This is a genomic window from Geodermatophilus sp. SYSU D00700 (genome assembly GCF_054050255.1).
The window spans coordinates 1-25,008 of record NZ_JBJGZA010000003.1; the positions used below are offsets into that span (position 1 = coordinate 1).

Here is a 25,008-nt window from a genome sequence, read left to right on the forward strand (position 1 = left end):
CCCCCCCCCCCCCCCCCCCCCCCCCCCCCCCCCCCCCCCCCCCCCCCCCCCCCCCCCCCCCCCCCCCCCCCCCCCCCCCCCCCCCCCCCCCCCGGCCGGATCACCCGCCGGGCGCGACCAACCAGGCGTCGACGGTGATCGAGACGCGCCGCCCGATGAGGAACGCGGGCGCACGGATGCCGACCGCCGTCCGGTCCAGCTCGGCCTGCGCCCGGACCCGGAGCCGGTCGCCGTCGAGCGCCGCCTCGGGCCGGCCGGTCACCGTGAGCGGCGCCGTCGTCCCGCGCACGGACAGCTCGCCCTCCGCCGTCCACCCCCCGTCGCCGGTGGGGACGAACCGGTCGCAACGCCAGGTCATCACCGGGTGCCGGTCGATGTCGAGCAGGCCCGGCCTGCGCAGGTCGCGGTCCCGCTTGGCGATGCCGGTGTCCAGGGTGTCCAGGTCCAGGTCGGCGGACGCCCGGACCGGGTCGCCCGAGACGTCCAGCTCCACCCAGCCCGTGCGGCACGTCACCGTGCCGTGCGCGACCCGGCCGAGGTTGCCGACGGCGAAGGCGATCCGGGTGCGGCTGTCGGAGACGGTCCACGTGCCGGCGGTGGCCGGCCGGGCGCGCAGCGGGGCGGTCACGACCGCACCCCCGTCGGCAGCTCGGCGAGCAGGACCCGCGCCATCTCGACCCGGTCGTGTCCCGGCAGCAGCGCCGGGTCCTCGTCCGGGAGCAGCTCCGTGCGCACCACGGCCTGCTGCACCCGGTCGCGGGTCTCGGTGGCGGTGGCCAGCCCGATGACGACGATCCGGTCGTCGGTGCTGCGCAGCGCGAGGACCTCGACGATGCCGTCGATGTCCCGCACCGCCGGCCAGATCCGGTCCCGGCCGCCGTGCTCGGCGGCATCCGCCCGCGCCGGGTCGCCCCCGGTGTCGAGCCAGGTGACCTGGGCGAACAGCGGGCGACGCCCGGTGGCGCGACCGTGCAGCTCGTCGGTGACCCGGTAGACCCGGTCGGTGGCCGGCTCGTCGGCCCAGAGCGCGACGACGGTGCCGCGGCCCGGGTCCTCGACGTCGTCGAGCACGATGAGCCCGGCGGGCGCGGCGCCGGCGGGCAGGCAGCCGTCGACGACCTCCCGGACGCCCGGCCCGTGGCCGGCCGTGATCCGGAACCCGTGGATGGTGGCGTACACGGTCTCTCCCTCCTCGGTGGGGCGACGTCCGCGCCCCGGTGGGAGAGACGATCCGGCGGCGGGCGGTCCCGGACATCCGTGGGAGCACGCAACCGAGGTACGGAGGTCGGGCCCTCCACGCGCGGGAACGCGTTCTCGCACGCCGGGAGGACCGGGATACTGCGCCGTGTGGCGACCGCACGGACGGGAGCCGACGGCGGCCCGTTCGTCGGCCGCGACGCCGAGCTCCGCGAGCTGAGGACCTGCGTCACCGCAGCCGGGCACGGCGGCGGGGGTCTCGTGCTGGTGTCGGGACCGGCCGGCATCGGCAAGACCCGGACCGTCGAGGAGGCCACCGCGGCCGCCCCGGCCGTCGCCTGGGGACGTTGCGTCGACGATCCCGGTGCACCGCCGCTCTGGCCGTGGCGGCGGGTGCTGCGCACCCGCCCGGACGTGCAGTCCGCGGTGGCCGAGGCGCTGTCGGAGGTCGACCTCCTCCGCGAGCGCAGCGCCGATCCCGAGGCGGCGCGCTTCCGCTTCGTCGCGACCGCGACCGATGCGGTGGTCGAGTCCGCCGCACGCGCCCCGCTGGTCGTCGTCCTGGAGGACCTGCACTGGGCCGACGAGACGTCGCTGCGGCTGCTGCGCCACCTCGCCGGCGAGCTGCACGGCTCGCGGCTGCTCGTCGTCGGCACGTACCGGGAGCCCGCCGGTACCGGTGCGGACCTGCTGGACCGCACCCTGCCGGAGCTGCTGCGGCGACCGGCGACGCGGTCGCTGCGGCTGGACCCGCTGACCGAGGACGACGTCCGCGCGTACGTCGGCGGGGACCGGGACGCGGCGCGGGTCGCGCACCGGCGCAGCGGGGGCAACCCGCTGTACCTGCGGGCGGTCGTCCGGGTGCTCGGCTCGGCCGGCGACGGCGCGGCCGAGGGGTCGGAGCTGCGCCACGTCGTCCGGACGACGCTGGCCACCCTGCCGCCGGCCGTCCTCGACCTCCTGGACACCGCCGCGGTGCTCGGCGAGGAGGTGGACGCCGCAGAGCTGGGCGCGGTCACCGGCCGGCCGATCGAGCAGGTGCACGCCGGACTGGACGACGCCGTGCGCGCGGGGGTCCTCACCGTCCTCCCCGACGTCCCGGGCCGACGGCGGTTCGCACACGCAGTGGTGCGGGACGCGATCTACGGCGACCTGGCGCCGAGCACCCGTGAGGAGCTGCACCGGCGGTGCGCCGAGGCGCTCGAGCGGCTGCTCGCCGACGACGCCCCGGCCGCCGGGCTCGTGGCCGGCCACTGGCTGCGCGCTGCCGGCCCGGAGGCGCCGCACCGGGCGGTGGCCTGGGCGCGGCGCGCCGCGGACACCGCCACCCGCACGCTGGCCTTCGAGGACGCGTCCCGGTTCCTGTCGAGCGCCCTGGAGTCGGCCCGGCGGGCGGGGGCGGACGACGAGGAACGGGCCGCTCTGCTCGTCGACCTGGCGACGGCGGAATTCCGCGCCGGTCGGTTCGGTCCGGCACTCGAGCACGCGGTCGCCGCGTCGGAGGCGGCAGCCGGCCGTGGCCGGTCCGACCTCATGGCGGCGGCGGCGCTCGCGGTGCACGACGTCGCCGTCCCGGGCCGGAGCACGGCGCTGGTCGGCATGTGCGAGCGCGCGCTCGATGCGGTGGACGCCGATCGGGACCCGGGGCTCCGCTCACTCCTGCTGTCGCAGGCCGCCTCGACCCTCGCCGAGGCCGGCCGGCTGGGCGCGGCCGCACCCCTGGCGGTCGAGGCGCTGGAGCTGGCCGAGCGCTGCGGCGACCCGGGCGCGGTGATCGACGCCGTGCGGGCCCGGATGAAGGCGAGCCCCACCGCCGTCGACGCGCGCGAGCAGGCGCGCCTGGGGCTCCTCGCGATCGAGCACTCCGCCGCCTCCGGTCAGCCGCTGGCCGCGCTCTGGGGGGCGAGGTGGCGGATCGACGCCGGCATGGAGACCGGCGACACGACCACGGTGGACGACGAGCTCGCGCGGATCTCCGACCTGGCCCGGCGGACCAGGCTGCCACTGGTGCGGTGGCACGACCTCCGGCTGCGGGCGTCGGTCGCGGCGCTGCGCGGCCGGTTCCCCGAGGCACTCGCGCTCAACGCCGAAGCCCGGGAGGTCGGCCTGGACCAGCTGGCCGCGGACGTCTCGACGGTGGGGTTGTCCCATGCCTTCGCGCTGCAGCACGCACTGGTCACCGGCGACACGAGGGAGTGGAGCGCCGAGGCCCGCGCCGCCCTGGACCGCGCCGACGCCACGCCGATCGTCCAGGTGACCCGGGCGCTGCTCGCGCTGCTGGAGGAGCGACGGGACGAGGCAGCTGCCCGGTACGAGGCCCTCCGGCATCAGCTGGCCGAGCCGGACTTCGTCGGCTCCTCGGGCGTCGACGTCAACGTCGTCCCGCTGGTGGAGGCGTTCGCCGACGTGACCGCCGCGGAGCTGGTGCACCGGCAGCTGGTCGCTCGCCCGTACGCGGCCACCGGCGCGGGGGTGTACGGCCAGGGCTCGGTCGCCGTCCTGCTGGGCCGCCTCGCCGTCGTGCGCGGCCGCCTCGACGAGGCGATCGGCTGGTTCCAGCAGGCACTGGCGACCGACACGCACACCGGTGCCCGGCCCGCGGCGGTCAACGACCGCATCGGTCTGGCCGCCGCCCTGCTCGACCGCGGCCTCCGGGACGAGGTCGCCCGCGCGGCCGAGCTCGCCCGGGTCGCGGCCGGCGAGGCGCGCCGCCTCGGGATGCCCCGCGCGGAGCGCGAGGCCGCCGCGCTGGTCGAGCGCGCCCGGCAGGCGGCCCGCCGCGCGGATCCGCTGACCACCCGTGAGCGCGAGATCGCCGAGCTCGTGGCCGAGGGACTCGCCAACCGGCAGATCGCCGAGCGGCTGTTCCTGTCCGAGCGCACGGTGGAGAGCCACGTGCGGAACTCCCTGGGCAAGCTGGGGCTGACCAACCGCACACAGCTCGCCACCGCCACCCGCGCCCGCGGCAGCTAGCGCAGCGCCTCGACCGCGCGCCGGGCACCGCGGACGCAGGCCGGCACGCCGACGCCGTCGTAGGCCGCCCCGGCCACCGCCAGGCCGGGCACCGCGGCCACCGCCTCGCGGATCGCGACCACCCGCTGCGGGTGGCCGACCAGGTACTGCGGCAGTCCCCCGCCCCAGCGGGCCAGGTGCGTCGCCACCGGCTCCCGGCGCTCGAGCCCGAGCAGGTCGGCGACGTCGGCCACGACCGCGGCGGTGAGGTCGTCGTCGTCGCGCTGCAGCTCCACCTCGTCGCCGTAGCGGCCCACCGACGCGCGCACCCGCAGCAGGCCGTCGCCGGACAGGTGCGGCCACTTCGACGACGACACCGTGACGCCCTTGACCAGCCGCCCGGTCACCGGCGGCACCAGCAGCCCCGACCCGGCGTCGACCGGCTGGGCGGGGAAGGCCATCGCCACCACGGCCATCGACGCGTACGGGATGCCGCGCAGCGGCTCGACGGCGCCCGGCGCGATCCCGGCGAGCAGCCGCGCGGCCTTGCCCGCGGGCGCGGTGACGACGACGGCGTCGGCCTCGATCACCTCCGGCGCCGCGACCGGGCCGACGGCGACCTCGAGCCGTCCGTGCGCCCGGCGCAGCGCGTGGGCGGGCGTGCGGAGCCGGACGTGCGCCCGGGACGCCGCCACCAGCGCCTCCGGCAGCGCCCCGATCCCGTCGGCGACGGTGACGAACACCGGCCCGTCGGCGTCCCCGCGGCTGCGCGCCCCCGCGTCCCGGGCGGCCACCGCGGCGGCGAGCACGCTGTCGGCGTGCGGCAGCTGCGCGGCCAGTGCCGGCATGGTCGCCGCCAGCGAGAGGTCGTCGGGCCGGCCGGCGTAGACCCCGCCCAGCAGCGGCTCGACCAGCCGGTCGACCACCTCGTCGCCGAGCCGGGCGCGCAGCAGCGCGCCCACCGAGACGTCGCCGTCCAGCCGCAGCGGCGGCAGGTCGGCCTCCGCGCGCACCCGCGCGACGCCGTCGGGGGTGAGCACCCCGGCCAGCCCGTCGGCCGACGTCGGCACGCCCAGCACGGTGCCCGGCGGCAGCGGGTGGCGGCCGTCGGGCAGCACGATCGAGGCCTGCGTGGTCGAGGGGGCGACCAGCCGGTCGGCGAGCCCGAGCTCCGCCACCAGTTCGACGGCCTCGGGCACCCGGGCGAGCACCGCCTCGGGGCCGGTGTCGTACCAGGTGCCGGCCAGCTCGACCCGGTCGAGCTTGCCGCCGATCCGCCCGCCGGCCTCCACCACGACCACCTCGTCGCCGGGCCGCTCCCGCGACCAGGCGTACGCGGCGGCCAGCCCGGTGACGCCGGCCCCGACGACGACCAGCCGGCTCATCGCGCGGTGAGCTCGTGGACCAGCTCGACGACGTGGGTGAGCACCCCGGGGTCGGTCTCGGGCAGCACGCCGTGGCCGAGGTTGAACACGTGCCCGCGGGCGGCGCGGCCCTGCTCGACCACCCGGCGCACCTCGCGGTCGACGGTCCCCCGGTCGGCCAGCAGCACGGCCGGGTCGAGGTTCCCCTGCAGCGAGCGCTGCGGGCCGACCCGCCGCGCGGCCTCGTCGAGCGGCACCCGCCAGTCGACGCCCACGACGTCGGCGCCGGCGTCGCCGATCAGCGCGAGCAGCTCACCGGTGCCGACGCCGAAGTGGACGCGCGGCACGTCGCGGTCGCCGAGCCCGTCGAACACCGCGCGGGAGTGCGGCAGCACGCGGGTGCCGTAGTCGGCCGCCGACAGCACCCCGGCCCAGGAGTCGAACAGCTGCACCGCGGAGGCGCCGTTGTCGACCTGCACCCGCAGGAACGTCGCCGCGGACACGGCGAGCCGGTCGAGCAGCCGGGACCACGCCTCGGGCTCGGCGTACATGAAGGCCTTGGTGCGGGCGTGCTCCTTCGACGGGCCGCCCTCGATGAGGTAGGTCGCCAGCGTGAACGGCGCCCCGGCGAACCCGATGAGCGGCGTGGGCCCGAGCTCGGCGACCAGCCGGCGCACCGCGGTGGCGAGGAAGTCCAGCCGGTCGGGCTCGAGGTCGGGCAGCGCGTCGACGTCGGCCACCGTGCGCACCGGGTCGGCGACCACCGGGCCGACGCCGGGCTTGATCTCGACGTCCACGCCGGCCACCACGAGCGGCAGCACGATGTCGGAGAAGAGGATCGCGGCGTCCACGCCGTGCCGGCGGACCGGCTGCAGGGTGATCTCGGTGACCAGGTCGGGGTCCTGGCAGGCCCCGAGCATCGCTGTCCCGGCGCGCAGCGCCCGGTACTCCGGCAGCGAGCGGCCGGCCTGCCGCATGAACCACACCGGCGTCCGGTCGACCGGGAGGCCGCGCGCGGCGCGGACGAGGTCCGAGTCGGCGGGGGACGACGGACGGGCGGCAGCGGTGCTCACGACGGTCGATCCTCCCAGACCCGGGCACGGCGGGCGGGCGCCCGCCCGGTGCCCGGCGGTCGCCGCGGGCCCGTCCCGGGCCGCCCACCAGCGGCGAGTCCGAGACAGACCGGGCCCGGGGCCCTACCCTGCGAGCGTGGAGCCTCGCAGCGTGGCCGGTCCCCGGGAGGGTGCCGGTGCCCGCGCGGCTCCCGACCCCCCACCCGCCGACTTCGCCGCCGGCATCGCCTCGCTCACCGCGCTGCGGACCCGCCCCGAGATCGTCGTCGAGACCATCCCCGCCCCGCAGCGGCTCGCGCCCTTCGCCCACGCACTCGGCATCCGGGTGACCGAGGGCGAGGGCGAGGAGGAGGTCGAGCTCGCCGTCGGCCGGTTCATCGTGCTGTACGACCCCGCCGGGCACGAGTCGTGGCACGGCACCACCCGCTGCGTCGGCTACCTGTCGGCCAGCACCGACGAGCACATGGTCGACGACGCGATGTTCTCCGAGGTCGCCTGGAGCTGGCTGACCGAGGCGCTGGCCGGCAGCGGCGCCGCGGCGCACGCGCTCGGTGGCACGGTGACCCGGACCGCGTCCACCCGCTTCGGCGACCTCGCCGGCCCCGAGCACTCCGTCGACGTCGAGATCCGCGCCTCCTGGACCGCCGGGGACACCGCCCTGGACCGGCACCTCGACGCCTGGCTGGAGGTCCTCGGCACCGCGGCCGGGCTGCCCCCGCCCGGCGTCTCCCTGCTGGGTCCCTCCGGCTCCGTCGACGACGGCAACTAGGATCGGCACCGGGGAGTCCGGCACTCCCCGGGTCCGCACCGGCCGGCCGAGGCCGCCGGGAGCCGGGACAGCGGCGGCGGACGCACGGACCGACACGGGCGAGAAGGTGGACGGCAACTGAGCACCGACCCCCTGCCCGACGTCTCCCCGGACGACGACGCCGCGCCCGCCCCCGTGCCGCTGCTCGCCCCGCGCGACGGCCTGCCGCCGGTCATCGACACCCCCGCGGCCCTCGCCGGCTACGCCGAGGCGCTGCGCGCGGGCAGCGGTCCGGTCGCCGTCGACGCCGAGCGGGCGTCGGGCTACCGCTACGGGCAGCGCGCCTACCTGGTGCAGCTGCGCCGCGCGGGCGCCGGCACCGGCCTGGTCGACCCCGTCCCGTTCGACGACCTCTCCGCCGTCCAGGCCGCCATCGCCGACGAGGAGTGGGTGCTGCACGCGGCCAGCCAGGACCTGCCCTGCCTCGCGGAGATCGGGATGGTCCCGGCGCGCATCTTCGACACCGAGCTCGCCGCCCGCCTCGCCGGCCTGCCGCGGGTGGGTCTGGCCGCGGTCGTGGAGTCCCTGCTCGGGTACTCGCTGGTCAAGGGCCACTCCGCCGCCGACTGGAGCACCCGCCCGCTGCCGGAGGAGTGGCTGGTCTACGCCGCCCTCGACGTCGAGGTGCTCGTCGACCTGCGCGACGCGCTCGCCGCGCTGCTGGCCGACCAGGGCAAGACCGACTGGGCCCGGCAGGAGTTCGCCGCCGTCCTCGCCGCCGGGCCGCCCGCCCCGCGGCAGGACCCGTGGCGGCGCACCTCCGGTGTGCACGGGCTGCGCAGCCGCCGCCAGCTGGGGATGCTGCGGTCGCTGTGGCAGGCCCGCGACGACCTGGCCCGCCGGCGCGACATCGCCCCGGGCCGGGTGCTGCCCGACTCCGCGATGGTGTCCGCCGTCCAGGCCGACCCGCAGAGCGAGGCGGCCCTGCTCGAGCTGCCGGTGTTCCGGGGCCGGGCCAACCGCCGGCTGGTGACGACGTGGTTCGGGGCGCTGGCCCGCGGCCGCGCGCTGCCGGAGTCGGAGCTGCCGCTGCAGAGCCGCCCGGGTGAGGGGCCGCCGCCGGTCAACCGGTGGGCCGACCGCGACCCGGCCGCGGCCACCCGCCTGCAGGCCGCCCGGACGGGGCTGGCCGAGCTGGCCGACAAGCACGCGGTGCCGGTGGAGAACCTGCTCTCCCCCGACCTGGTCCGGCGGCTGATGTGGACCCCGCCCGAGCCGCGCGACCCCGACGCGGTCGCCGCGGCGCTGCGGGCCGGCGGGGCCCGCGAGTGGCAGGTCGAGCTGACCCGCGACCTGCTCGCCGACGCGCTCTCCCGCGCCTGAACCGGCGAGGGTCCGCCGTCCGGTGCCGGACGGCGGACCCTCGTGGCGTCAGTGGCCGGTGGCCGCGGCCCGCCGCCGGGCCAGCGCGTCGACGCTGGCGGCCAGCAGGAGCACCCCGCCGGTGATGATGAAGTTGAGGTACGCCTCGGTACCCAGCAGGCCCAGGCCGTTGGCGATGATCGCCACCACCAGGCCACCGAGGACCGCGTCGCGCACCCGGCCCCGGCCACCGAAGAGGCTGGTGCCACCGATGACCGCGGCGCCGACGGCGTAGAGCAGCGTGTTGCCGCCGCCGGAGCCCGGCGCCACCGAGCCGAGCCGGGCGGCCGCGACGATGCCGCTGATCGCCGCCAGGGTCGAGCCGATGACGAACACCGCCACCCGGATCCGGGTGACGCTGATGCCCGCCCGGCGGGACGCCTCCGCGTTGCCCCCGACCGCGTAGACGTGCCGGCCGAAGCTCGTGCGGCCGAGCACGAAGGTCAGCGCCAGCAGCAGGATGACCACCAGCGGGATGGCGTAGGGGATGCCGGCGAGGACCACGCCGGGAGCCGGGGCCCGGTCGACGCTCAGCACCGCCGTGACCACGACGACGACGGCGGCGATGACGCCGATCCGCACGAGGACCACGGCGAGCGGGGCGTGCGCGAGCCCCTTGGCCCGCTGGACGCGGAACCGGTTGAGCTGCAGCGCCGCGTACGCGGCGATGGTCAGCAGGGCGAGGACCCAGCCGAGGACGACCGGCAGGTTCCGGTCGCTGATCGCCGAGATCACCGGGTCGCGCACCGGCACCGTCCCGCCCTCGCCGATGAGCCGCAGCGTGAAGCCCTGCCAGCCGAGGAAGAGCGCCAGTGTGACGACGAACGACGGGATGCCGATCAGTCCGACGAGGCTGCCGGTGAACAGGCCGATGAGCACGCCGGTGAGCAGGGCTGCCCCCACGGCGACGTACCACGGTGCACCGGCGTCGGCGAGCAGCTTGGCCATGACCGCGGCGCAGACGCCGCTGACCACACCGGCGGACAGGTCGATCTCGCCCAGCAGCAGGATGAAGACCAGGCCCATCGCCAGGATGATGATCGGCGCCGCCTGGTCGGCCAGGTTGGCCATGTTGCGCGGGGTCAGGAACGTCTCGGGCCGCAGCACGAAGAACAGCAGCCCGAGGACGACGATGCCGAGGACGGCGGGCAGCGCACCCAGGTCACCGCCTCGGACGCGGTCGAGGTACGCCCGTACCGTGCCGCCGAGGGTGTCGGCGCTGCGATCGGCCTCGAAGCCCGACGGCGCGCCGCCGGGCTCCTGTGCGCTCGTCGGCTTGGAGATGGTGCTGGACATGCTCAGACCTCCACCGCTGCGGCGTCGGCGGGTGCGATGCCCAGGTTGCCCGACCGGCCCGCCGTGATGAGCTCGATGACCTGCGGCCGGTCGACCTGGGAGATGGGGATGTCGGCCGCCATCCGGCCCAGGTACAGGGCCGCGACGCGGTCGGCGACCTCGAAGACGTCGACCATGTTGTGGCTGATGAAGACCACCGCGTGACCGGTGTCGGCCAGCCGCCGGACGAGGTCGAGCACCTGCCGGGTCTGCGCGACGCCGAGGGCGGCGGTCGGCTCGTCGAGGATGACCAGCTTGGACTCCCACAGCACGGCCTTGGCGATCGCGACCGTCTGCCGCTGGCCGCCGGAGAGGCTGGAGACCAGCTGGCGCACGGACTTCAGCGTGCGCACCGAGAGCTTGGCGAGGGTGTCCCGCGCGGCCACCTCCATGGACGACTCGTCGAGGACGATGCCGTTCCTGCGCTCGCGGCCGAGGAACATGTTCTGGACGACGTCGAGGTTGTCGGCCAGGGCGAGGTCCTGGTAGACGACCTCGATCCCGAGCGCGGCGGCGTCGCGTGGGCCGGTGACGGTGACCGGCCGGCCCTCGAAGACGAACTCGCCGGAGTCGATCGGGTGGATGCCGGCGATGGACTTGATGAGCGTGCTCTTGCCCGCGCCGTTGTCGCCGACCAGCGCGGTGACCTGGCCGGGATAGACCTTCATGTGCACGTCGTGCAGGACCTGGATGGCGCCGAAGCTCTTGTTGACGCCGCGGAGCTCCAGGGTGGGGGTGACGTCCTGGGGACGGTCGGTGGGTGCGGACACGCCGGGCCTCTCGGTCGTGCTGGTGGGGCTGGGACAGCAGCCGCCGGGGCGCCCATCATCGACGCCCCGGCGGCCGTTGACCACTACTCGATCCCGAGCTCCTGGCAGGCGGCGGCGAACTCGCCGGTGCAGAGCTCCTCGGCGCTCACGAACTCGTCCTCGACGACGTCGCCGACGTTGTCCCGGAAGATCGCGACGGGGGTGAGCAGGACCGACGGGACCTCGCGGCCACCCTCGGGGTCCTCCACGGTGCCGGTGGTCTCGCCCTCCTCACCGTTGATGAGCGCGACGGCCAGCTCGGCGAGCGCGTTGGCCTCCTCGCGGACCGACTTGTAGACCGTCATGCACTGGTCACCGGCGAGGATGTTCTGCAGCCCCTCGACGGTGGCGTCCTGACCGGTCACGTTCGACTGGCCCGCGGCGTTGTTGCGCTCCAGGATCTGGATCACCGAGTTGGCGAGGCCGTCGTTGGCGGCCAGCACGCCCTGGATGTTGCCGCCGGCCTGGGTGTACATCTGCTCGAAGATCGTCGCCGCCTCCTGGTTGTCCCAGTCGGGCACGGCCTGTTCGGCGACCTGGGTGTACTGCGTCAGCGGGTCGAGGATCTCGTGGGCGCCCGACGAGAACAGCGTCGCGTTGTTGTCGTCCGGGGAGCCGTTGAGGAACGCGATGTTGCCCTGCGTGACGCCGTTGGCCTCCAGGCACTGCTGCAGGCCCTGGCCCTGCAGCCGGCCGACCTCGGTGTTGTCGAAGGAGACGTAGTACTCCGCGGTGCCGCCCAGGGTCAGCCGGTCGTAGTCGATCGTGGCGACGCCCTCGTTGGACGCCTGCTCCTGGATCTGCGCGCCCGACGCCGAGTCGAGGTTCACGATCGCGAGGACGGTCGCCCCCTCGGTGATCATCTGCTCGGCGATGGTCGCCTGCCGCTGCGCGTCACCCTCGGCGTTCTGGATGTCGTACTCGACACCGGCCTCCTCGAACGCCGCCTCGAGGTAGGGGCGGTCGAAGTTCTCCCAGCGCACCGAGGACTCGGTGTCGGGGAGGATCACGCCGACCCGCCCGGCGGCCTCGCCGCCACCGCCACCGCCGCCGCTCTCCTCTCCGCCGCCGCTGTCGCCGCCACAGGCGGCCAGGCTGAAGACGAGGGAGGCCGCGAGGGCCGTCATGATCGTGTGCCGTCGCGCCATGGATCTCCACCGTTCCGTCGGGAATCTACAGAAGTGCGGCGGCCAATATGCGCTCTGGATCACACCCGTCGCAAGAGTGCGTCCGTGACGTTGCCGGACCGTGACCCGCGAGGAGCGCGGCAGCACCTCTGCCGACCGACGCCCCGGAGGGGTCGGGTCGGGCTTGGTCCACGGGTTACCGGCGGGTAACTTCAGGGTGCCGCGCCCGTCTCGGGCCGGTTCCCGATCCCGCTGCGGAGGTCCCATGTCCCGCTCGCTGCGCGAGGTCGTCTTCGTCGACGGCGTGCGCACCCCCTTCGGCAAGGCCGGCCCGAAGGGTGTCTACGCCGAGACGCGCGCCGACGACCTCGTCGTCCGCGTCATCCGCGAGCTGCTGCGCCGCAACCCCGCCCTGCCGCCCGAGCGCGTCGACGAGGTCGCGATCGCGGCCACCACCCAGGTCGGCGACCAGGGGCTGACCATCGGCCGCACCGCCGCGCTGCTGGCGGGGCTGCCGCAGTCCGTGCCGGGCTACGCGATCGACCGCATGTGCGCCGGCGCCATGACAGCCGTGACCACCACCGCCAGCGGCATCGCCTTCGGCGCCTACGACGTCGCCATCGCCGGCGGGGTCGAGCACATGGGCCGCCACCCGATGGGCGAGGGCGCCGACCCCAACCCGCGGTTCTTCAGCGAGAAGCTGGTCGACGGCTCGGCGCTGGTCATGGGCTCCACCGCCGAGAACCTGCACGACCGCTTCCCGCACCTGACCCGGGAGCGGGCCGACGCCTTCGCGCTGGCCAGCCAGCAGCGCTACGCCAAGGCCGTGGCCAACGGGCAGATCGGCCCGGAGCTGGTGACCGTGGCGACCCGCTCGCAGGAGCACGGCTGGGGGCTGGCCACCGTCGACGAGCCGCCGCGGCCGGGCACCACCCTGGAGGGCCTGGCGACGCTCAAGACCCCGTTCCGCCCGCACGGGCACGTCACCGCCGGCAACGCCGCGGGGCTCAACGACGGCGCCACCGGCTGCATCCTCGCCGCCGAGGAGGTCGCGCACGAGCTCGGCCTCGACGCCGGCATGCGGCTGGTCGGCTACGGCTTCGTCGGCGTCGCGCCCGAGGTCATGGGTGTCGGCCCGGTCCCCTCGACCGAGCGCGCGCTGGCCCGCACCGGCCTGACCATCGACGACATCGGCCTGTTCGAGCTCAACGAGGCCTTCGCCGTCCAGGTCCTTGCCTTCCTCGACCACTTCGGCATCGCCGACGACGACCCGCGGGTCAACCCCTGGGGCGGCGCCATCGCCGTCGGCCACCCGCTGGCCTCCTCCGGCGTCCGGCTGATGACCCAGCTGTCCCGCCAGTTCGCCGAGCGGCCCGACGTCCGCTACGGCCTGACCGCCATGTGCGTGGGCCTGGGCATGGGCGCCACGGTGATCTGGGAGAACCCGAACTGGGAGGGCACCACCAAGTGACGACTGCCGTCTTCGACACCGAGGTCGTGACCACCGCGCGGGTGCGGTACCTGCGGGTGCCCGGCCTGGCCGGTGAGATCGCCCTGGTCACCCTGGACAACGGGCACGACCACACCCGCCCCTCCACCTTCGGCCCCGGCGGGCTGGCCTCGCTCGACGCCGCGCTCGACGAGATCGAGGCGCACACCCCGGCGCCGGCGGCCATCGCCGTCACCGGCAAGCCGTTCGTCTTCGCCGTCGGCGCCGACCTCTCCGGCGTCCCGGCGGTCACCTCCGCCGACCAGGCGCGGGAGATGGCCCGGACCGGGCACCGGGTGTTCCGCCGGCTCAAGGACTCGGCGGTCCCGACGTTCGCGTTCGTCAACGGCGTGGCCCTCGGCGGCGGCCTGGAGCTGGCGCTGCACTGCCACCACCGCACGATCGCCTCGACGGCGCTGGTCGCCTTCCCCGAGGTCTTCCTCGGCCTGGTGCCCGGCTGGGGCGGCACGCAGCTGCTGCCGGACCTCGTCGGGATCGACGCGGCGGTGACCGTCGTCGTCGAGAACGCCCTCTCGCAGAACCGGATGACCCCGGCCCCGAAGGCGGCGGCGCTCGGCATCGCCGACGCCGTCTTCGAGCCGGCCGACTTCCTCGAGCGCTCGCTGGAGTGGGCCGCCGGCGTGCTCGACGGCGACGTCGTCGTGCCCCGCCCCGAGGTCGACCGCACCGCGTGGGACGCCGCCGTCGAGCGGGCCCGGGGGATCGTGGCGGCCCGCACCCGCAACGCCTCCCCCGGCGCGCTGCGCGCCGTCGAGCTGCTCGACCTGGCCCGCAACGGGGTCGAGGGCGAGGCGTTCACCGCCGGCACCGCCGCCGAGGACGAGGCGCTCACCGACCTGCTGATGAGCGACGAGCTGCGGGCCTCGCTGTACTCGTTCGACCTCGTGAACAAGCGGGCCAAGCGGCCGGCCGGCGCCCCGGACAGGTCCCTGGCCCGGAAGGTCACCAAGGTCGGCGTCGTCGGCGCGGGCCTGATGGCCTCCCAGCTGGCGCTGCTGTTCGTGCGGCAGCTGGAGGTGCCGGTCGTCCTCACCGACGTCGACCAGGCGCGCGTCGACAAGGGCGTGGGCTACGTGCACGGGGAGCTGGAGAAGCTGGCCGCCCGCGGCCGGCTGTCGCCGGACCGGCTCAACCGGCTCAAGGGCATGGTCACCGGTGCCCTGGACAAGGCGGTCTTCGCCGACGCCGACCTCGTGATCGAGGCCGTCTTCGAGGAGATGTCGGTCAAGCAGCAGGTGTTCGCCGAGGTCGAGGCGGTCGTGTCGGCCGAGTGCGTGCTCGCCACCAACACCTCCGCGCTGTCGGTGACCGAGATGGCCTCCAAGCTCGAGCACCCCGAGCGGGTCGTGGGCCTGCACTTCTTCAACCCGGTGGCGGTGCTCCCGCTGCTGGAGGTGGTGCGTGCCGAGCGGACCGACGACGCCACGCTGGCCACCGCGTTTGCCGTCGGCAAGCAGCTGAAGAAGTCGTGCGTGCTGGTGGCCGACGCCCCGGCGTTCGTGGTCAACCGGCTGCTGACCCGCTTCCTCGGCGAGGTCACCGCCGCCGTCGAGCAGGGCACGCCCGTGGCCGTGGCCGACCGGGCGCTGGACCCGCTGGGCCTGCCGATGACGCCGTTCGAGCTGCTCACGCTGGTCGGCCCGCCGGTCGCCCTGCACGTGGCCGAGCGGATGCACGAGGCCTTCCCCGACCGGTTCGCCGTCGGCGAGGGGCTGCGGCGGATGGTCGAGCTGGGCAAGACCTCGGTGTACTCCGAGCCCGGCGTCGTCGACCCCGAGCTCGAGGGCATCGACGCCGGCGACTCGCCGCTGTCGGAGGAGCAGGTGCGCGAGCGCGCCGTCGACGCGCTGGCCCAGGAGGTCCGGCTGATGCTCGACGAGGGCGTCGTGCAGGCCGTGCAGGACGTCGACCTGTGCATGCTCCTGGGCGCCGGCTGGCCGTTCTGGCTGGGCGGCATCTCGGCGTACCTCGACCGCGCCGGCGTCTCCGAGCGGGTGACCGGCTCGCGGTTCCTGCCGAGGGGCGTGGCCAGCCTCCCCGCCTGAGCCCTGGGCACTTCCGCGGAGGTGCACACCGGGACGACGACGGCCCGGGTCCCCGCGCGGGGCCCGGGCCGTTCGCCGTCCCGGGCCGTCCTGGCTCAGCCCCGCGCGCCGCCGGTCACGCCGGACCGGCCGCCGCGGTGCCCGACCTCACGCTGCGGGCTGAGGTCGGGCACCACACGGCGAGGTCGACGGCGCAGACGGTCGGGCGCCGGTTGTGCACGTCCGCGGAAGTGCACACCGGAGGACGGGGCCTCGCGTGCGGGTCGGCCGTTCGTCGTCTCAGCGGAACCTGCGCGTGAGGCTGTCCATCGTGCGGTCCACCGAGGCGATCTTGACGTGCGAGATGCCGGCCGTGGCACCGGCGGCGAGCATCGCCTCGTGCGCCGCCCGCAGCGTGGCCCACACCGCGTCGGCGTCGCCCTCGAGCGTCGTCCCGAGGGCGCCGACCTCGTACCGCAGCCCGGAGGCCTGGATGACGCGCACCGCGGCCTCGACGAAGGCGTGCGGGTCCTCCGGCGTCCCGGCCGGCGAGGGCGCGACCTGGATCTCGGCGATCACTGCTGGGCGCCGTCCACGGGCGCTGTGGCCGGTGTGTCGGAGCGCTCGCTGACCACCGCGGCCCACTCGGCGATGCGCCGGGCGACGTCCTGCTCGGTCAGGCCGCAGTCGGCCAGCACCTGGCCCCGGCTGCCGTGCTCGAGGAACGCCTGCGGCAGGCCCAGCGCCCGCACCGGCACGTCGACCTGGCGGTCCTGCAGCGCCTGGGTCAGGGTCGCGCCGACCCCGCCGGCCCGCCCGCAGTCCTCGACGGTGACCACCAGCCGGTGCTCGCCGGCCAGCTCGACCAGCTCGTCGGCGACCGGCAGCACCCAGCGCGGGTCGACGACGGTCACCCCGATGCCGTGGTCGGCGGCCCGCTCGGCGGCGGCCAGGCAGGTCGGCACCATCGAGCCGACGGCGACCAGCAGGACGTCGGGCCGGTCCCCGCCGTGCCGCAGCACGTCGACCGGCCCGCGCCGCTCCAGCGACGGGATGTCCACCGGCGGCGGGCCCTTCGGGAAGCGCACGACCGTGGGGCCGTCGGTCACCGCGACCGCCTCCCGCAGCGCCTCGCGCAGGGTCGGTTCGTCACGCGGCGCCGCCATGCGCAGCCCCGGGACCACCGAGCAGATCGAGAAGTCCCACATGCCGTTGTGCGAGGCGCCGTCGGTGCCGGTGACCCCGGCCCGGTCGAGGACGACGGTGACCGGCTGCCCGTGCAGCGCGACGTCCATGAGCAGCTGGTCGAAGGCCCGGTTGAGGAACGTCGAGTAGACCGCGACCACCGGGTGCAGCCCGGCCATCGCCATGCCGGCGGCGCTGGTCAGCGCGTGCTGCTCGGCGATGCCGACGTCGAAGGTGCGCTCGGGGAACCGCTCGGCGAAGCCGGCCAGGCCCGTGGGGTGCAGCATCGCGGCGGTGACGGCGACGACGTCGGCCCGCTCGGCGCCGATGCGCACCAGCTCGTCGGAGAAGGCCGCCGTCCAGTCCCGCGCCGCGACGGGACCGACCCCGCTGTCGGGATCGAAGACGCCGGTGGCGTGCCAGGCGTCGATCTGGTCGGTCTCGGCCGGCGGGTAGCCGAAGCCCTTGGTGGTGACCGCGTGGACGATCACCGGCCGGCCGAAGGACCGCGCCCGGCGCAGCGCCGACTCCAGGACCTCGACGTCGTGGCCGTCGACGGGGCCGACGTACTTGAGGCCGAGGTCCTCGAACATGCCCTGCGGCGAGAGCACGTCCTTGACGCCCTTCTTGAGCCCGTGCAGCGCGTCGTAGAGCGCCGAGCCCAGCACCGGCGCGCGGTGCAGCGCCTGGCGGATGGCCAGCAGCGCCTGCTCGTAGCCCGGGCGCAGGCGCAGGCCGGCCAGCGCGTCGGCCACGCCGCCGATGGTCGGCGAGTAGGACCGGCCGTTGTCGTTGACGACGATGACGACCGGCCGGTCCTGCGCGGCGGCGATGTTGTTGAGCGCCTCCCAGGCCATGCCGCCGGTGAGGGCGCCGTCGCCGACGACGGCGACGACGGGGCGGGTGTCGCCGCGGACGGCGAAGGCCTTGGCCAGGCCGTCGGCGTAGGACAGGGCGGTGGAGGCGTGGCTGTTCTCGACCCAGTCGTGCTCGCTCTCGGCCCGGCTCGGGTAGCCCGAGAGCCCGCCGCGCTGGCGCAGCCGGTCGAAGCCCTCGACGCGGCCGGTGAGCATCTTGTGCACGTAGGCCTGGTGGCCGGTGTCGAAGACGATCGGCTCGCGCGGCGACTCGAACACCCGGTGCAGGGCGATGGTCAGCTCGACGGTGCCGAGGTTGGGACCGAGGTGGCCGCCGGTCCGGGCGACGCTGGTGACCAGCGCGTCACGGATCTCCGCGGCCAGCGCGGGCAGCTGCTCTGCGGGCAGCGCCCGGAGGTCGGCGGGGTCGCGGAGCGAGCGCAGGAGCGACACGGCGCGGCGGTGTCCTCTCTGTGGCGGCGGTGGCACGGCTGGTCGAGGGCCGCCGACCCACTGTAGTCGCGCGACGGCCGGCCCCTCCCGGTGAAGCGGTGGACCGGCGACCGGGGGCGGACCGTTCCGTCGCGCGTCAGCACTCTCCCCACGCCGGAGGACCCAGTTCCGTCGTCGATTGACAGAAGACCGGAGTGTGCTCACGATCACGCCATGCACACCCGGCCGTGGCTGCCCGAGGTGACCGGACCCTCGCGCCGGCTCGTCGAGGCGCTGCGGGTCGGCGGCCCGGCGACGCGCGCGCAGCTGGTCGAGCAGACCGGCCTGTCGCGGGCCACGGTCTCCGGGTACGTCGCCGACCTCGTCGACCAGGGGCTGGTCGCGCCCGCGGACCCCTCGGACGCGCTGCCCACCGGCGGCCGGCCCGCCCGCCTCGTGCAGCTGACCCGCAGGGCCGGTGTCGTCGTGGGGGTGGACATCGGGCGCACGCACGTCCGCACCGCCGTCGCCGACCTGTCCCACCGGATCGTCGGCGAGGAGGTGACCACCCTGCCGGTCGCCGACCTCGGCCCCGACGCCGTCCTCGACACCGTGGGCGGCCAGGTGGAGGACGAGCTGGCCCGGGCCGGCGCCGGCACCGCCGACGTCGTCGGCGCGGTCGTCGGCCTCCCGACGCCGGTGGTCGGCCGCTCGGCCAGCGCCCGCGGCACCGTGGCGCGCTCGAACATCCTGCCGACCTGGTCGGGCCGGACGCCGGCGCCCGCACTGCAGGAGCGGCTCGGCGTGCCGGTGATCGTGGAGAACGACGCGAACCTCGGCGCGGTCGCGGAGGTGCGCTGGGGCGCCGGCCGGGGCTCGCGCTCCACGATCTACCTCAAGATGGCCACCGGCGTCGGCGGCGCGCTGGTCCTCGACGGCGACCTGCTGCGCGGCGTCTCCGGCACGGCCGGCGAGATGGGCCACGTCAGCCTCGACCCGTCGGGACCGCTGTGCCGCTGCGGCAACCGCGGTTGCCTGGAGCTGACCGCCGGCGGCACCGCCCTGCTGCGGGCGATCCGCACGGCCGCGCCGCACCACACCGACCTGCGCTCCCTCGTGGCCGGCGCCCAGGACGGCGACCAGGCCTGCCGGCGGCTGATCGCCGACGCCGGGACGTCGGTCGGCCTCGTCCTCGGCGGGCTGGTCAACGTGCTCAACCCCGACCGCATCGTCGTCGGCGGGGAGCTCGGCACCGCCGGCGACCTGCTGGTGGACCCGCTGCGGCGGGCCCTCGAGCAGTCCGCCATCCCCGCCGCCGCCGAGCAGCTCACCGTGGTGCCGGGCTCGCTCGGGGGCCGCGCGGAGCTCCTCGGCGCGCTCGCCGTCGGGATCCGGGAGGCCGACCGGCTCGGTGGCGGCTAGAGGCGGGGCACCCAGACCTCGCCGCGCAGCGCCCCGGCCACGACCGTCACGCCGCGTGCGGCGGCGGCCAGCCGCGCACCCTCCCGCTCGTAGGCCGCCACCGCGGCCTCCAGGGCGTCCGGGGGCAGGTGGTCGGCGAGGTCGACGCGGACGGTCCGCCAGCCCGCGCGGGCGGCCTCCAGCCCCGCACCGACGTGGTCACCGGCCATCCGGGCGAGCAGGACCGGATAGCGGCGCAGCACCTCGTGCGCCCGGTAGTCGGGCGGCACGAGGTCGAAGAGCCAGGTGACCGCGGTGCGCTCCCAGTCGGGCGCGCCCGGCGGACGCACCTGCTCCGGCCAGCCCGGCGGCACGCTCGATCCCACGCCGGCAGTCTGCCGCAGATCGAACACGCGTTCGACCCGGCGGGCGGCGCCGTCACCCGGTCGTGACCAGAGCGCCCCGCCCGCGACCTAGGTGAGCGGGCGCTTGAGCCAGAACTGCTCGAAACCCCAGGTGCCGGCTCCGCTGGAGTGGTAGCTCACCAGCTCCCACCCCTCGCCGCCGAGGCGGTTGAGCACCGAGCTGGTGTCCCCCTGCTGCCGTTCCAGCCGCCCGCCGGGGAGCTTGACGCTCACCCCCGCACGCTGCGACTCGGCGTCGTTGGCCGTGATGACCGAGGCGTACTCCCAGGTGGTCACCCCCAGACCGTATCCGGCGCCCTCCGGGTCAGGTCGCCGGGACGAGCAGCGCGACGCACTCGACGTGCGCGGTCATCGGGAAGGCGTCGAAGGCCCGCAGCGCGGCGAGCCGGTACCCGGCGCCGGCGAACACGGCGACGTCACGGCCCAGCGACGCCGGGTCGCAGGCGACGTAGACCACCGCGCGCGCCCCCGTCCCGGCCAGCACCCGGCTGACGGCCGGTCCGGCGCCGGCCCGCGGCGGGTCGAGCACGACGACGTCGGGGCTCCTGCCGAGTTCCTCCAGCAGGCCGGTCAGCCCCTCGGCGTCCACCTCGCCCTGCCACACCTCGGCCTGCGGCAGGTCCGCCAGGTTGGCCTCCGCGGCGGCGCACGCCCCGGCGTCGGCCTCCACGCACACGACCCGGCCCGACTCCCCGACCGCGGGCGCCAGCGCACCGCCGAACAGGCCCGCGCCGGCGTACAGGTCGAACACCGTCTCCCCGGGCCGCACCGAAGCGGCCCCGGCCACGGCGGACACCAGGGCGTCGGCCGCCGACCCGTGCACCTGCCAGAAGCCGGTGCCCTCGACCTCCCAGTCCCGACCGGCGGCGTGCCGCGCGGCCCGCCCGGCGGGGACGGCGGCCTCGTCGTCGCCGGCGCGCAGCACGCGGGTCGAGGTGGGAGCACCGCGCCGGTCGAGCCGGGTCGTGGTCACCGTCCCCGCGGAGTCCACCGCGACGTCGACCGCGCCCGCGCCCGGCCAGCGGCGGTCGAGCACGGCGCGGGCGGCGGCCTCCACGGTGATCGGGCAGTCGTCGAGGGGGAACAGGTCGTGGGAGCGGTGCCGCCGCAGCCCGGGGGTCCCGGACCGGTCGACGGCGAACCGCGTCCGCGACCGCCAGCGCAGCGGGCCGTCGGGCAGCGCCTCGACTGCCAGGCCGGTGAGGAGGGGGTCGGCGGGGTCGAGCCGGCCGAGCCGGGTGAGCTGCTCGCGGACGACGTCGGCCTTGAGCCGGCGCTGCCCGTCCCAGGACACGTGCTGCCAGTCGCAACCCCCGCAGCGCCCCGGCCCGCTGTACGGGCAGGGCCGCTCGACGCGGTCGGGCGAGGCCTCGCGTACCTCGACCGCGTCGGCGCGGCAGTAGCCGGGCTGGCGGTCCTCGGTGACGCGGACGACCACCCGCTCCCCCGGCAGCGCGTGCCGCACGAACACCACCCGGCCCTCGTGCCGGGCCACGCAGTGCCCGCCGTGGGCCACCGGGCCGACGGTCACCTCGAACTCCCGGCCGGTCCAGCCGCCACCCCGGTCGGGGCGCGGCGGCCGGGCTCCCCGATGGCGGCGCCGGCCGTCAGCCATAGGGGGTCGACTCGACCGGGTCGTCGGACAGGCCGCGGCGCACGTCGCCCGGCGCCGGGCCCCGCTGCCGGTCGTCCTCGCGGCCGATGGAGCTCTCCAGCTGCCACGGCACCGTGGTGATCATGACCCCGGGCTGGAACTGCAGCCGGGCGCGCAGGCGCAGCGCGCTCTGGTTGTGCAGCACGTTCTCCCACCAGTGCCCGACGACGTACTGCGGCACGAACACGATGACCAGCTCCCGCGGGCTGGAGCGGCGGATCGCCTTCACGTAGTCGACGACCGGCCGGGTGATCTCCCGGAACGGCGACTCGAGCACGGTCAGGGGGACGGGGATGTCGTAGCGGTCCCAGTCGGCCTGCAGGGCGCGGGTGTCCGCGTCGTCGACGTTGACCGTCAGCGCGGTCAGCTGGTCGGGCCGGGTGGCGCGGGCGAAGGCCAGCGCGCGCAGCGTCGGCCGGTGCACCTTGGACACGAGCACGACGGCGTGGACCTTGCTCGGCAGCATCCGCGAGTCGACGTCGGGCACCAGCTGCTCGGCGACGTGCGAGTAGTGCCGGTTGATCGCCCGCATCAGGACGATGAGGAACGGCATGCACACCAGCACCAGCCACGCTCCGTGGACGAACTTGGTGACCACGATGACGACCAGCACGACGCTGGTGAGCAGGGCGCCGGCGAGGTTGATCGCCTGGGACCGCCGCATCCGGGCCCGCCGGGCGGCGTCCGTGCTCGAGCGCAGCTCCCGGTTCCAGTGCCGGACCATCCCCCACTGACCGATGCTGAAGCTGATGAACACCCCGAGGATGTAGAGCTGGATCAGCGAGGTCACCGACGCGTCGAAGACGACGATCAGCAGGCCGGCGAACCCGGCCAGCAGCAGGATGCCGTTGCTGAAGGCGAGCTTGTCGCCGCGGGTGTGCAGCTGCCGCGGCAGGAAGCGGTCCTGCGCGAGCACCGACCCCAGCAGCGGGAAGCCGTTGAACGCGGTGTTGGCCGCGAGGACGAGGACGGCGGCGGTGAACGCCTGGACGGCGAAGAAACCCACCGACTGGGACCCGCCGAAGGTGGCCGCCGCCACCTGCGCGATCACCGTGCGCTGCGGCTCGGTCTCGCAGTCGGCGAAGCCGACCAGGTCGCAGGCCGACTCGGCGTACCGGACGTCGGTGAGCAGGGCCAGCGCGGTGATCCCGGCGAACATCGTCGCCGCCACGCCGCCCATGAGGGCCAGGGTGGTGGCGGCGTTGCGGCTCTTGGGCGGGCGGAAGGCCGGGACGCCGTTGGCGATCGCCTCCACGCCGGTCAGGGCGGTGCACCCGGAGGCGAAGGCGCGCAGCGCCAGCAGGACCAGCGCCAGCCCGCCGAGCTCGGCGTAGTCGGCCTGCGGGCTGATCGTGTACCCGGCGCTCTCGGCCGCCAGGTCCGAGCCGGTCAGGAAGTACCGCACCAGGCCGGTGGCGATCATCACCAGGATCGCGGTGATGAACAGGTAGGTGGGCGCGGCGAAGGCGCGGCCGGACTCCCGCACCCCGCGCAGGTTGAGCGCCGCCAGCAGGGCCACCAGGCCGAGGGCGATCGCGACCCGGTGCTCGTTCAGGGCGGGGAAGGCCGAGATGATGTTGTCCGTGCCGGCCGACACCGACACCGCCACGGTGAGCACGTAGTCGATGAGCAGCGCGCTGGCCACCACCAGTCCCGCGAACTGGCCGTGGTTGCGCATGGCGACCTCGTAGTCGCCGCCGCCGGACGGGTAGGCGCGCACCACCTGCCGGTAGGACGCCACCACCGTCACCAGCAGCACGACCACCCCCGCCGCCAGCCAGGGGGTCAGGTACAGGTACGCCGTGCCGGCCAGCGCCAGGATCACCAGCAGCTCCTGGGTGGCGTAGGCCACGGAGGAGAGCGGGTCGCTGGCGAAGATGGGGAGCGCGACGCGCTTGGGCAGCAGGGACTCCCCCAGCCGGTCGCTGCGGACCGGCCGTCCCAGGACGAGCCGTTTCGGGAGTTGTCCGAGGTCGGACAGGCTTGGCACGGCGGCGATGGTACGGACGCCGGGGCACCGGGTGCCGCACCTCCGGGACGGCTGCGCCCCCGAGGGGTCAGGCGTCTGCGACGGGTCCTCCGCAGCCGCCGGAGCGGGTGTAGCTTCGCGCCCGGTGAGCGGGCGGACGGCGCCCGCGAGCGAGTGGCAGGAGCGACACGTGCACGTGGTCGTCATGGGCTGCGGCCGTGTCGGCTCGGCGATCGCGCGGCGGCTGGAGGAGATCGGTCACAGCGTCGCGGTCATCGACCAGGACCCCGAGGCGTTCCGCCGGCTGGGCCCGGAGTTCAGCGGCCGCCAGGTGACCGGCCTGGGCTTCGACCGGCAGGTGCTCCTCGACGCCGGCATCGACTCGGCCGGGGCCTTCGCCGCGGTGAGCAGCGGGGACAACTCCAACATCATCAGCGCCCGCGTCGCCCGGGAGACCTTCGGCGTCCAGCACGTCGTCGCCCGGATCTACGACTCCAAGCGGGCCGAGGTGTACGAGCGCATGGGCATCCCGAGCGTGGCCACGGTGCCCTGGACGGTGAACCGGCTCATGCGCGAGCTGCTGTCGGTCAAGGTCAGCGAGATCTGGCGCGAGCCCACCGGCAAGGTGCTGCTGATGCGGGTGACCGTCACCGACGGCTGGGTGGGCCGCAAGGTCGCCGAGCTGGAGGCCGCCTGCGGCGCCCGGGCCGCCTGGCTGGTCCGCTTCGGCGAGTCGCAGCTGCTGACGGCCAACACCGTCCTGCAGGACGGCGACCAGCTCGTGGTCGCCGCCACCGACCAGATCTCCGACCGCGTTCACCAGGCCGTCGAGCACCCCGAGGGAGGCAGGGTCTGATGCGGGTCGCCATCGTCGGGGCCGGCGCGGTCGGCCGGTCGATCGCCGGGGAGCTGCTGTCCAACGGGCACACCGTGATGCTCATCGAGAAGGACGGCCGGAAGGTCCGCACCCGCTCGGTGCCCGGCGCGGAGTGGGTGCAGGCCGACGCCTGCGAGGTGTCCTCCCTCGAGGAGGCGCAGCTGGCCACCTGCGACGTCGTCGTCGCGGCCACCGGCGACGACAAGGCCAACCTCGTCGTCTCGCTGCTGGCCAAGACCGAGTTCGCCGTCAACCGCGTCGTGGCCCGGGTCAAGGACCCGCGCAACGAGTGGCTCTACACCGAGGCCTGGGGCGTCGACGTCGCCGTCTCCACGCCGCGGGTGCTCGCCGCGCTGGTCGAGGAGGCGGTGACCGTCGGCGACGTCGTCCGGCTGATGAGCTTCCGCAAGGGCGCGGCGACGCTGGTGGAGATCACCCTCGCCGAGGACACCCCGTGGGCCGGCCGGCCGCTGGGCGAGGTGCCGCTGCCCCGCGAGACGGTGCTCACCGCCCTGCTGCGCGGCGACCGGGTCATCACGCCGAGCCCCGACGAGCCGCTCGAGGTCGGCGACGAGCTGCTGTTCATCACCCACGCCGACGTCGAGGAGCAGCTGCAGCAGGTGCTCTCCCCCCACATGGTGTGACCC

21 protein-coding genes are annotated in these 25,008 nt (G+C 75.6%); 8 read left to right on the forward strand and 13 right to left on the reverse strand.

Going from position 1 to position 25,008, the window contains the following annotated elements; translation table 11 throughout:
- Positions 1-100: 100 nt before the first annotated feature.
- Both ACI79V_RS03305 and ACI79V_RS03310 read right to left on the reverse strand, forming a co-directional pair.
- Positions 101-628, reverse strand: coding sequence for a YceI family protein (locus ACI79V_RS03305; RefSeq protein WP_456886791.1), 528 nt, complete (start codon positions 626-628; stop codon positions 101-103).
- Complete coding sequence (locus tag ACI79V_RS03310) at positions 625-1,179, reverse strand: hypothetical protein (RefSeq protein WP_456886793.1); 555 nt, start codon at positions 1,177-1,179, stop codon at positions 625-627. Before ACI79V_RS03310 ends, ACI79V_RS03305 begins: the two co-directional genes overlap by 4 nt.
- 168 nt (positions 1,180-1,347) lie before the next feature.
- Here ACI79V_RS03310 and ACI79V_RS03315 point away from each other — a divergent pair, with 168 nt between their 5' ends.
- Positions 1,348-4,170: a helix-turn-helix transcriptional regulator gene (locus ACI79V_RS03315; RefSeq protein WP_456886795.1), complete on the forward strand. Its 2,823-nt coding sequence runs from the start codon at positions 1,348-1,350 to the stop codon at positions 4,168-4,170.
- On the opposite strand, the gene hemG is transcribed toward ACI79V_RS03315, so the two are convergent.
- Both hemG and hemE read right to left on the reverse strand, forming a co-directional pair.
- Complete coding sequence (hemG, locus tag ACI79V_RS03320; protein ID WP_456886797.1) at positions 4,167-5,534, reverse strand: protoporphyrinogen oxidase; 1,368 nt, start codon at positions 5,532-5,534, stop codon at positions 4,167-4,169. The two genes, ACI79V_RS03315 and hemG, sit on opposite strands and share 4 nt — an antisense overlap.
- Positions 5,531-6,586: a uroporphyrinogen decarboxylase gene (hemE, locus tag ACI79V_RS03325; RefSeq protein WP_456886799.1), complete on the reverse strand. Its 1,056-nt coding sequence runs from the start codon at positions 6,584-6,586 to the stop codon at positions 5,531-5,533. Before hemE ends, hemG begins: the two co-directional genes overlap by 4 nt.
- Before the next feature lie 136 nt (positions 6,587-6,722).
- On the opposite strand from hemE, the gene ACI79V_RS03330 reads away from it, so the two are divergent.
- Together ACI79V_RS03330 and ACI79V_RS03335 are read left to right on the forward strand one after the other, a co-directional pair.
- Positions 6,723-7,355, forward strand: coding sequence for a DUF3000 domain-containing protein (locus ACI79V_RS03330; RefSeq protein ID WP_456886800.1), 633 nt, complete (start codon positions 6,723-6,725; stop codon positions 7,353-7,355).
- Positions 7,356-7,529: 174 nt separating this feature from the next.
- Entirely contained in the window at positions 7,530-8,717 is a 1,188-nt protein-coding gene (locus ACI79V_RS03335) for an HRDC domain-containing protein (protein ID WP_456886802.1), read from the forward strand.
- 48 nt (positions 8,718-8,765) lie between these two features.
- On the opposite strand, the gene ACI79V_RS03340 is transcribed toward ACI79V_RS03335, so the two are convergent.
- From ACI79V_RS03340 to ACI79V_RS03350, 3 genes are all read right to left on the reverse strand, one after another.
- Positions 8,766-10,052, reverse strand: coding sequence for a sugar ABC transporter permease (locus ACI79V_RS03340; RefSeq protein ID WP_456886804.1), 1,287 nt, complete (start codon positions 10,050-10,052; stop codon positions 8,766-8,768).
- Between the two features lie 2 nt (positions 10,053-10,054).
- Positions 10,055-10,861, reverse strand: a complete 807-nt coding sequence (locus ACI79V_RS03345) for an ATP-binding cassette domain-containing protein (protein WP_456886806.1) — start codon at positions 10,859-10,861, stop codon at positions 10,055-10,057.
- A gap of 83 nt (positions 10,862-10,944) precedes the next feature.
- Positions 10,945-12,048, reverse strand: a complete 1,104-nt coding sequence (locus tag ACI79V_RS03350; RefSeq protein WP_456886807.1) for a sugar ABC transporter substrate-binding protein — start codon at positions 12,046-12,048, stop codon at positions 10,945-10,947.
- Between the two features lie 244 nt (positions 12,049-12,292).
- Between ACI79V_RS03350 and ACI79V_RS03355 the strand changes: the two genes are divergently transcribed.
- Together ACI79V_RS03355 and ACI79V_RS03360 are read left to right on the forward strand one after the other, a co-directional pair.
- The gene (locus ACI79V_RS03355; RefSeq protein WP_456886809.1) at positions 12,293-13,498 is read left to right on the forward strand and encodes a thiolase family protein; all 1,206 of its coding nucleotides are present in this window, start codon (positions 12,293-12,295) and stop codon (positions 13,496-13,498) included.
- Entirely contained in the window at positions 13,495-15,582 is a 2,088-nt protein-coding gene (locus ACI79V_RS03360) for a 3-hydroxyacyl-CoA dehydrogenase NAD-binding domain-containing protein (protein ID WP_456886811.1), read from the forward strand. The genes ACI79V_RS03355 and ACI79V_RS03360 overlap by 4 nt, the downstream gene beginning before the upstream one ends.
- 279 nt (positions 15,583-15,861) lie before the next feature.
- On the opposite strand, the gene ACI79V_RS03365 is transcribed toward ACI79V_RS03360, so the two are convergent.
- Both ACI79V_RS03365 and dxs read right to left on the reverse strand, forming a co-directional pair.
- Positions 15,862-16,140 carry a thiamine-binding protein gene (locus tag ACI79V_RS03365; RefSeq protein WP_456886813.1) on the reverse strand — a complete coding sequence of 93 codons (279 nt, stop codon included), beginning with the start codon at positions 16,138-16,140 and terminating at the stop codon, positions 15,862-15,864.
- Positions 16,137-18,056 carry a 1-deoxy-D-xylulose-5-phosphate synthase gene (dxs, locus tag ACI79V_RS03370; RefSeq protein WP_456886815.1) on the reverse strand — a complete coding sequence of 640 codons (1,920 nt, stop codon included), beginning with the start codon at positions 18,054-18,056 and terminating at the stop codon, positions 16,137-16,139. The genes ACI79V_RS03365 and dxs overlap by 4 nt, the downstream gene beginning before the upstream one ends.
- A gap of 213 nt (positions 18,057-18,269) precedes the next feature.
- On the opposite strand from dxs, the gene ACI79V_RS03375 reads away from it, so the two are divergent.
- On the forward strand, positions 18,270-19,457 hold the full coding sequence (locus ACI79V_RS03375) for an ROK family protein (RefSeq protein ID WP_456874693.1): 1,188 nt from the start codon (positions 18,270-18,272) through the stop codon (positions 19,455-19,457).
- Here ACI79V_RS03375 and ACI79V_RS03380 read toward each other — a convergent pair.
- From ACI79V_RS03380 to ACI79V_RS03395, 4 genes are all read right to left on the reverse strand, one after another.
- On the reverse strand, positions 19,454-19,822 hold the full coding sequence (locus ACI79V_RS03380) for a hypothetical protein (protein WP_456886817.1): 369 nt from the start codon (positions 19,820-19,822) through the stop codon (positions 19,454-19,456). The genes ACI79V_RS03375 and ACI79V_RS03380 overlap by 4 nt on opposite strands.
- Before the next feature lie 87 nt (positions 19,823-19,909).
- Complete coding sequence (locus ACI79V_RS03385; RefSeq protein ID WP_456886819.1) at positions 19,910-20,137, reverse strand: DUF4177 domain-containing protein; 228 nt, start codon at positions 20,135-20,137, stop codon at positions 19,910-19,912.
- 28 nt (positions 20,138-20,165) lie between these two features.
- Entirely contained in the window at positions 20,166-21,476 is a 1,311-nt protein-coding gene (locus tag ACI79V_RS03390) for a class I SAM-dependent RNA methyltransferase (RefSeq protein WP_456886821.1), read from the reverse strand.
- Complete coding sequence (locus ACI79V_RS03395) at positions 21,469-23,505, reverse strand: APC family permease (protein WP_456886823.1); 2,037 nt, start codon at positions 23,503-23,505, stop codon at positions 21,469-21,471. Before ACI79V_RS03395 ends, ACI79V_RS03390 begins: the two co-directional genes overlap by 8 nt.
- Positions 23,506-23,629: 124 nt before the next feature.
- Here ACI79V_RS03395 and ACI79V_RS03400 point away from each other — a divergent pair, with 124 nt between their 5' ends.
- Together ACI79V_RS03400 and ACI79V_RS03405 are read left to right on the forward strand one after the other, a co-directional pair.
- Positions 23,630-24,340 carry a potassium channel family protein gene (locus ACI79V_RS03400; RefSeq protein WP_456886825.1) on the forward strand — a complete coding sequence of 237 codons (711 nt, stop codon included), beginning with the start codon at positions 23,630-23,632 and terminating at the stop codon, positions 24,338-24,340.
- Positions 24,340-25,005 carry a potassium channel family protein gene (locus tag ACI79V_RS03405; protein WP_456874687.1) on the forward strand — a complete coding sequence of 222 codons (666 nt, stop codon included), beginning with the start codon at positions 24,340-24,342 and terminating at the stop codon, positions 25,003-25,005. The genes ACI79V_RS03400 and ACI79V_RS03405 overlap by 1 nt, the downstream gene beginning before the upstream one ends.
- The last annotated feature ends 3 nt before the right edge of the window (positions 25,006-25,008 follow it).